This is a genomic window from Treponema sp. R80B11-R83G3 (assembly GCF_054786115.1).
Genome location: NZ_BDHF01000202.1, coordinates 1 through 1,484, shown reverse-complemented (window position 1 = coordinate 1,484; position 1,484 = coordinate 1). Strand labels below are relative to the sequence as shown.

Annotated in this window: 2 protein-coding genes; one reads left to right on the top strand and one right to left on the bottom strand. The window is 41.8% G+C overall.

Translation table 11 applies throughout. The annotated features are described in order from the left end of the window. The first annotated feature begins 170 nt into the window (after positions 1-170). A complete protein-coding gene (nudC, locus tag ACYVRH_RS12595; RefSeq protein WP_461257250.1) occupies positions 171-968 on the top strand; it encodes an NAD(+) diphosphatase in 798 nt (265 codons plus the stop codon). Here nudC and ACYVRH_RS12590 read toward each other — a convergent pair. Then, the coding region (locus ACYVRH_RS12590; RefSeq protein WP_461257249.1) for a hypothetical protein at positions 965-1,484 on the bottom strand (520 nt) is incomplete at its 5' end. The genes nudC and ACYVRH_RS12590 overlap by 4 nt on opposite strands.

The window sequence follows — 1,484 nt, the reverse complement described above, 5'->3', positions numbered from 1 at the left end:
CGGTAAAAGGAATGCCGTCATTTGGGTGTCCCTTAGCGTATTTGGCAATACTGTTTATCGGCAGCATTTCAAGATAATTTATTTTATTCATGACTTTCTCCATAATAAATATAAATGATAATTTATTGAATAACAAGATTAATTTTATTACAATTAATCAGGAGTAAGATTTGGACAAGTTGGCATTTTTCTTTCAGGGTGATTCTTTGCTTTTACCGGTAAATGCTCCAGATTCTCAAATTGAAGGCGGGCTTTTATTTGAATTATCAAAATATTTTAAAAATCCCGATATTTTTGAGATACCCGAATTGGACGGCTCTGCCAACTTGATTACCGTAGTGTCCGTCCCTCCTGCCCTCGTTTTATCCGAAGATTGGAGAGCTATCCCTGTCCGAGGCATTCTTTCCACGTTCAGCGCATCCGGCGGTACTACCGGCGCAGACCGCATTATCCGCGCCTGCCATATCGCGCAGTGGAGGTGGGATTCCCGTTTCTGCGGAACTTGCGGCGCAAAAAATGACGACGTTCCCATGCAGGCGCAGAGAATCTGCCCCAAGTGCGGACGAATGGAGTTCCCAAGAATCTGTCCCGCCGTCATCACTCTTATTACCGATAATGAAAACAGAATCCTGCTTGCGCATAACAAAAAATTTAAAGCCGGAATTTACAGTCTTATTTCCGGTTTTAACGAGGCGGGAGAAACACTTGAAGAAACCGTAGCGCGGGAAATCCGCGAAGAAGTAAGTATCGAAGTAAAAGACATTGTTTATATTAAATCTCAGCCGTGGCCATTCCCCAATTCCCTGATGCTCGGTTTTAAAGCGCGTTATTCATCAGGTACGATTAAACCCGACGGAGACGAAATAGAAGACGCAAAATGGTTCACAAAAGACAATCTTCCCAATTTGCCAGCATCGGCCTCTTTATCACGCTATCTAATAAATAATTGGATTAACCAAACTCTTTAATTCTCTGTTCTTAAGATTTCGATAATTCTCCAGCATTTGCCTTTGTCCCATTTTAATGTAAGAACATCACTGCGAAACCTTGCAAAATTATCGAATGGCGACCATAAATTATAAACAGCGCGGAAAACAATAAGCCCGTCGTATTCATCGCCGCCAATCTTATCAATTTTTAAGTCAGTTACGCCAAAAACATTAGGCGCCGGAAGTTCCCCCCCCATTTCTTTCCAAACTTTCGCCTGAATAACTGATGTGGCTTTAGATCCTTCATACGCCTGCCTTTGCTTTAAAGCAGCATAAAAACTTGAAGCCGCATTTATATCGCTTCTGTCCGCGCCTTTAATACACGCTTCCATAAACTGATGATTTAATGAACTGAACGCGTCATAGTAAGCGCTGACAACCGTTTTGGGCGACATTCCTTCCGTTGTCATACGGCCAGAACTCATTATCGTGGTTAATAAAATAAATAGAACAAACGCTACTCCTAGTGAAATGCCAATCAGTAAAAACTTATTG